General features: G+C 46.5%; 8 protein-coding genes. All 8 read right to left on the bottom strand.

Features of this window, described 5'->3' with window-relative positions:
- On the bottom strand, positions 1 to 931 hold a 931-nt coding region (locus tag AC3OH0_RS00160), incomplete at its 3' end, for a type II secretion system F family protein (RefSeq protein ID WP_498344319.1).
- On the bottom strand, positions 932 to 2,632 hold the full coding sequence (flaI, locus tag AC3OH0_RS00155; protein ID WP_498344318.1) for an archaellum flagellar ATPase motor FlaI: 1,701 nt from the start codon (positions 2,630 to 2,632) through the stop codon (positions 932 to 934).
- A 9-nt stretch (positions 2,633 to 2,641) separates the two neighbouring features.
- Positions 2,642 to 3,352 carry an ATPase domain-containing protein gene (locus AC3OH0_RS00150; RefSeq protein WP_498344317.1) on the bottom strand — a complete coding sequence of 237 codons (711 nt, stop codon included), beginning with the start codon at positions 3,350 to 3,352 and terminating at the stop codon, positions 2,642 to 2,644.
- The gene (locus tag AC3OH0_RS00145) at positions 3,339 to 3,869 is read right to left on the bottom strand and encodes a type II secretion system protein (protein WP_193435606.1); all 531 of its coding nucleotides are present in this window, start codon (positions 3,867 to 3,869) and stop codon (positions 3,339 to 3,341) included. The genes AC3OH0_RS00150 and AC3OH0_RS00145 overlap by 14 nt, the downstream gene beginning before the upstream one ends.
- Before the next feature lie 9 nt (positions 3,870 to 3,878).
- On the bottom strand, positions 3,879 to 4,346 hold the full coding sequence (locus AC3OH0_RS00140) for an archaellin family protein (protein ID WP_498344316.1): 468 nt from the start codon (positions 4,344 to 4,346) through the stop codon (positions 3,879 to 3,881).
- Complete coding sequence (locus AC3OH0_RS00135) at positions 4,325 to 5,242, bottom strand: hypothetical protein (protein WP_498344315.1); 918 nt, start codon at positions 5,240 to 5,242, stop codon at positions 4,325 to 4,327. The genes AC3OH0_RS00140 and AC3OH0_RS00135 overlap by 22 nt, the downstream gene beginning before the upstream one ends.
- Positions 5,235 to 5,513, bottom strand: coding sequence for a hypothetical protein (locus tag AC3OH0_RS00130; protein WP_498344314.1), 279 nt, complete (start codon positions 5,511 to 5,513; stop codon positions 5,235 to 5,237). The genes AC3OH0_RS00135 and AC3OH0_RS00130 overlap by 8 nt, the downstream gene beginning before the upstream one ends.
- A gap of 56 nt (positions 5,514 to 5,569) precedes the next feature.
- A partial coding sequence (locus AC3OH0_RS00125; RefSeq protein ID WP_498344313.1) for a flagellin occupies positions 5,570 to 6,074 on the bottom strand: 505 nt, incomplete at its 5' end.

The raw sequence follows: 6,074 nt of genomic DNA, 5'->3' as shown, positions 1-6,074 counted from the left end.
GCATAAGGCTGAGGGCAACGTATTCAACATTGAAAATATTCAGTGAAACCACGAGGTAGACTGCTATTATTGCAAAAACGAATAAGCCGGTTAAACCTAGTAGCGAGATTAGCATTACGAATCCGGTTTTCTTTCTAGGCTTAGACTCGAACAACGGTTTTCTCACGAATACGTAGAGGAGTAGGGCCATACTTATCAACGCGAAACCTACTCCTAAAACACCCGTGGTGATTAGCTCGGAGACGTTGCCGAAGATCATGCCGAGCAACATAAGGTTTGCAAGCATGAACGTTAATGCACCTAGGAGCGTGGTGTAAACTCCGAGAACAACTCTTAACGTGTCTATCATTCTATTGTAGGATGCCTTGTATTCTGCGAACAACGTGTTATACTCTATTCGCAAATACTCTTTAATATCCCCGCCTGTTGCAACAATGGCTGAGAGCCGCTGGAGAAGCATTTCATCAACCTTTGAGGGAGTCTCCCGCGCAACAAGCTTGAGGGCTTCGGGAGCGCTGTAACCCCAGTTTTTAATCAAGCTTCTCAGCTTCTGGAATATCCCAGAGTACCTCCTTTTATAGAATGGTGTTTCACCCACTTTTCCGAAAAGCGTTGTTAAAGGAGGATTACCTGTTACCAAACATCTTAAATGGACTAGGATGAATATTAGATCATCTGAAACAGGGACTATGCCTATTCTTTTCAGAATATTGAAGTAGTAGATGAGGAGGAAGGAGCCCAGTATGACAAATCCTCCTAGGATTATGTTTACATAGTAGGGTATTGTTGTAACTATGTAGTATACTGCTATAGAGTCTGCAATAGCTATGGCGATAGTTGACCACTTGTTAGTAACTGCTTTGAAAACAAAACTCCTCAAGTACTCTGAAAGCTTCTCCTTAATGCTGGTGAACAACTTTCTTTTGCTCAACTAGAATAACTCCCCCTTGTAAAGCCTCTTATAAGCTTCCTCCAAACCTAGCTCGTATGTTTTAATAACTGCCTTGTAAACATCATTGTAGTCTAAAACATTCTTCTCAACCAAGAGCCTTAGGAACCTGGCTCTTAACTCCAGCTCCTCGTAAACTAGTTTAATATCTCTTCTCGAAATACCTCTCATGACAGCTATCTTCTCCTCTAACAGGTAGCTCGAACCTCTTCCAGCAAACCTGTGAACATCTGTTGTAGGATCCCAGTTGAAAACCGGTATGGCTGCTATAGAGTCCGACCTAGGATCGTACCCTATTATCTCGTTTATCGTGATCATTCTACGAACTAGCATTCCCCGCTTATCGTACACTGATGACTGGAACCAGGCAATGTTTAAAGTATCTAGATTTGTCTTCGGGACGCTTATAGGCGGGTTGGTCAGCCTCTGCAACAACCTCTCCAAGTTTGCTGCGTGGAATGTTGAGAGCACGGGATGGCCGGTCTGCATTGCTTGGAAAGCAATATTGCCCTCGGCGCCCCTGATCTCTCCAACAATGATGTAGTTTGGACGCTGACGGAGGGCAGCTTTGAGGAGATCGAACATTGTGACACTGCTCTCCTGCTTTCCAGTGTCCCTTGTAAGCTCCCTAACCCAGTTCTTGTGAGGTAGGACTACTTCCGCGGTGTCCTCTATTGAGACGATCTTGTAATTAGGCCTTATGAAGACGGCGAGCGCGTTTAAAGCGGTTGTCTTACCGCTTGCGGTTTCACCACATATGAAAGCGCTCATTCCTTCTGCCAGCATCATCCACATGTAGGCTGCGGCGTACTCGTTGAAAGTATTCCACTTTATCAGCTGGGTAACGCTAATGGGCGTTTTAGCTACTTTACGAATAGTGAAGTTGCTTCCGAAAAGACTGACATCCGTGCCGTACACGATGTTTATTCTGCTCCCATCAGGCAGGGTTGCGTCGACAACGGGGCGCGCTCTCGATATGGGCTTTCCTATCTTCTCGCCTAGTTTAATTATGAACTCGTCTAGTTCATCCTCGCTTTGAAAGCCTACATTTGTCTCCAGGGATCCGAATATCTTGTGCACAACGTATATGTTTCCTAAACCCTTAGCGCTTATATCCTCTAGGTAAGGGTCTCTGAGGAATGGTTCTATTATTGCAACCCCTATTTTATCCCTTATCAAATGATATTTCACGTAATCAGCATCGTCTTTGTAAACGGGTATTCTGGGGAAGCCTGGTTTAACAGAGGCATAGTTAACTGGTCTATCCTTTATGTCTAAAACATCTTCAAGGAGCTCCAGCAGGATCTTCTTCCTTTCCTCTGCGGATTCTAAAGCGTGCTCCGGCTTAATCTTCAGGGCTAAGGCCTCTTCAATAGCTTTCAACACGTTGGACGGGGGCTGCGGGGGCTCGATTGAAACATACTGGTTGTACCCTGTAGCTGTTTTAACCAGGTTTGTAACGTGAATGAAAACTCCGCCCCCTACAGGGTACACTATGTTGATCCTGGACCACATCTTCATGTCTCCAGTGGGCCTATCAACAAACCTCGGTTCCTCCCCATGTTGTTTTCCAAAAGACTCCATATACGTTAGGAGGTAAGCTGGTTTCTCGCCGAAATCAGGCTCCTTAACAGCCCTTTCCTTCTTCCTGCCCTTTACCTTTAACAATTGGAACCTGGACATGCTCCCACCCTAGACTTTCGCAAGAGCCATTGGGACGAGTTTAATACCGAATGCAGGGTCAACGTCGAAAGTTATAGTGTTCTCGAAAACAGTTGGAACCCCCTTCAGTTTTATAATGTTCATTACTTTAAGAGCCCTGCCGCCCATTTCAACATTTTTCAATTCTATGTAGCCGTCCGCTATGGCTTTCAGCCCAGCGTGCAGCGACTCCGAGAGCCCTTCTGGATGGATCGTCAGAATTATCAGCTTGCCTTTATCAACAATTTTCTTAACCACAGTAAGGAAGTTTGCAATATCTTCTCTCTTAGAACCCTTCACGAGGATGCTGAAAGAATCTATTACGAACACATCGTATTTGTCAATGTGGGAAACCATGTGTTTAAGGGTTAGGAAGAGCAGGTCCTTGCTGGTCGAGGTCACCCATTTAACCCTTGGAATCTGGGTCGAGTAAACCACTAACTGACCCCGCAAATACTCGTCGAGAACGTCGAATCCGACATTAATCATCCCTCTAACGTATCCTATAGTGGTTGTTTCAGTGGTCACCACCGTTACTTTTAACCCGCTCTTTAAAGAACCATAAGCAAACTGTTGGACGAGAACGGATTTACCAGTACCATGTCCCCCCTCGATAACTATCAGTGCTGGAAACGGTAGCCCCCCAGCCATTTTCGTGTCGAGCTCTTCATTCCCGGTAGTGATCATTCTAACCCTGAGCATTAGCAAACACCCATTTAGAGTCGGAGGAGCCGTAATGCGTTGTGAACACTATTCTGAGAGGCTTTTCAACACTTAAATCGTTTATGTGAGCAAGGACTCTTATCTCTCCCAATTCCCCGCGATCTATTAGAGAGTGCTCCGTGAAGCTTACACTGTAGTTTTCGACCAGGAAAACCTTTTCAACAAGCCAGTCGGAAGGATACGAGAGCCTTATAGATTTAAGCAATCCATCAGTAGAGAAGTACTCTATGATTAAATCGCATTCTTCTAGCTTATAAACAGGGTTGGGACCACTGTTTTCTACAAGAATCTCAGCCTCCAAAGCCCCGTCTCTGTAGTTGACGATAGCTTGCTTGATGAAAACCCTGCTCATCTTTCTTAACGAGTCTTCCTGAGCTTCTCTTACAGCGTTGACGATTAATGAGAGCGAGGTGGTTAAGACCCCCGTTACGGACAGGGCTACCATTAGCAGTAATACGATAGCGGTGAAACCCGGTATAATGATCTCGGAGGGCATCGGGAACCCTCATCCAACAGTATACACTGTCGAATAACCATTAGACAGCACCATCTTCACCTCTAGCGGAGGCGTGTAGGATCCCGGCAGCGTTATCTGGAATAGTACTGTCTCCCCTTTCTCGAACACCCCGTTTTGCATCCCGTACTCTACAACCTCTACTGTTCCACCCCTTGTTGAGAAGTAAAAGGTTTTGCCGGAGTAATCTGTTACAATGAAGTCAATGTTTCCGAGATCGCTGTATACTACATCCCCGGTGTTTTTAGCATACAAGTATAAGGTGCTCGCCTGCCTATCCAATGATCCATGTATAATGGTTACGCTCAACCTATAGGAATCTGATTTGCTCTTAATACTATTCGAGATTACGTTTAAGACAGTGTTAATCTGGCCTATGACTACGGCTGCGAAGAGGGAAGCCATTAACACTGCGACGATTGTCAAAATCGCGTGTGTTATTGTTGTTGATTCTCCCATTTATCGCTAACACCCTGCGGTGACTCCTCCTTCCTCGCCCTTCTAGGGTGCTTCTCGCTCTTATTTTCCTCGGCTTCCACAGCATGCTGGCTCTTCGTCCTCTGTAACGCCAGGGTTTTCAAAACAGTCCTCATAACCTCGTCTTCAACACCTTCCTCCCTTATCCCGAGATTCTTCAGCAACATATACATTAGTAGCGTGTTCTCTTCCGGTGTTATGTTCTCCTCAAGTGATTGCTCAACAATGTTAATCGTTGTTCTCAAGATGCTTGCCTCCTCCTTCGACACTATTCTCAACTGTTCTATCAAGTCCAGTATTCTTTCAACACTTGCTTTAGGATAGAGCTTCCTAACCTCGTAGATCATTTTCATAAGGTTGATCGTCTGCTTGAGACTTATACTTGTCAAAGCCTCCCTCTCCTCTCTTACAACCCTACCAGCTTCGCTTAGGATGTCTACAAGCTCCTCAAAACCCTTCCCACTAGGCTTTAACTGTTTTTCAACCGGCTTCTCAGCTCTCCCCGGCTCAGCTGAGGGTTCAGGTGTGCCGCCAACCCCAGCCGGGGTTACCGCTACCTGCTCAGCTCTAAGCTGAGTTGGCTCCACCTCCTCCTTAGGCTTATAGTAGCTGTATGGTCCTGTTAGATCTGCCAATACTGCTTTTATCTCAGCCACGGCGCTCCTGAGCTCTGAGACCGCGTTTTTCAAATCTTTTAACTCCTTACCAATGTCTAGCTCCTGGGACAACTCAGTCTCACCTCCCGGAAAGACACGGGGTTCAACCCTATACACGTGCGCACTTTTAACGTAGTGGGAGAGAATTCTCCTCGTAAACAACCTGCAAAACCAGCAGTCACAGGGCCAGATCTTGTTGAGAGCTGTCTGAGCTTCAAGCACATACCTCCAGCCCCCTTTCAGTGAAGTAAGATGGATTCCTTAACGCGAGAACGGAATCCACGATGACGTGTAGAATGTAGGCTGCCACTGGAAGAATGGAGAACCCAAGGGCAACTGCCAGCCCAATCCCTGTTAAACCAGGTGCAACCGTTATTATCCACTGCGAGGCTAGGATGAAGCCACTCAGCAAACCGGTAAACATGCAAGCCGAGCACATGAAAACCATTTTCAAACCCCTCCTCAAAACACTTTGCTTAAAACATGAAGCCATGAAACCACCCGGGAAAGAGGGTAAGGGGTTAAAAAAAAGGTTTAGATTCAACCTGATCACCCTAGGTTCACGAATTCGTCCTCTGTGAGGGTTGGAGGTATTGTTCTCTCAACTATTAGCGGTGCTCCCTGCAGCGGCCTGATCTCGACCGTGAACTTCTGGTATTGGGTTAGACCTGTAGGTAGTCCGATGACCACTATGAACTTCTCGCCCGGTTCCAGCACGTAGTCAGCATCTCCCTGTATGATGTATATCTCTGCAACCGGCGTAGTAGTTGCTGAGGGCTGCAGACTGGTTAAGTCAACAGGCGTGCTCGCTGGAGCCTCCGGGTCATTATCCTGGTTTATCTTGCTGAACGCTCCGCCCGGCAGGTTTATGACTATGTCTATCTTATCGCTCGAGAAGTCTACTGCCAGCTGCCCCGGTGAAACCTTCAAGGGTATGTAGATGTATGTCACCGCAGGGCCGGTTTCAACGTATCCCAGTACTGACCCGTCGACCTCTAGTGCTGTTGTAGCCTCGTTTAATCCTTGCTGCATTACTTCTTTGCTCTTCTGGGTT

It is taken from the genome of Thermosphaera sp. (genome assembly GCF_059755995.1).
The sequence above is the reverse complement of the archived record's forward strand: the minus strand, read 5'-3'. Positions and strand labels throughout refer to the sequence as shown.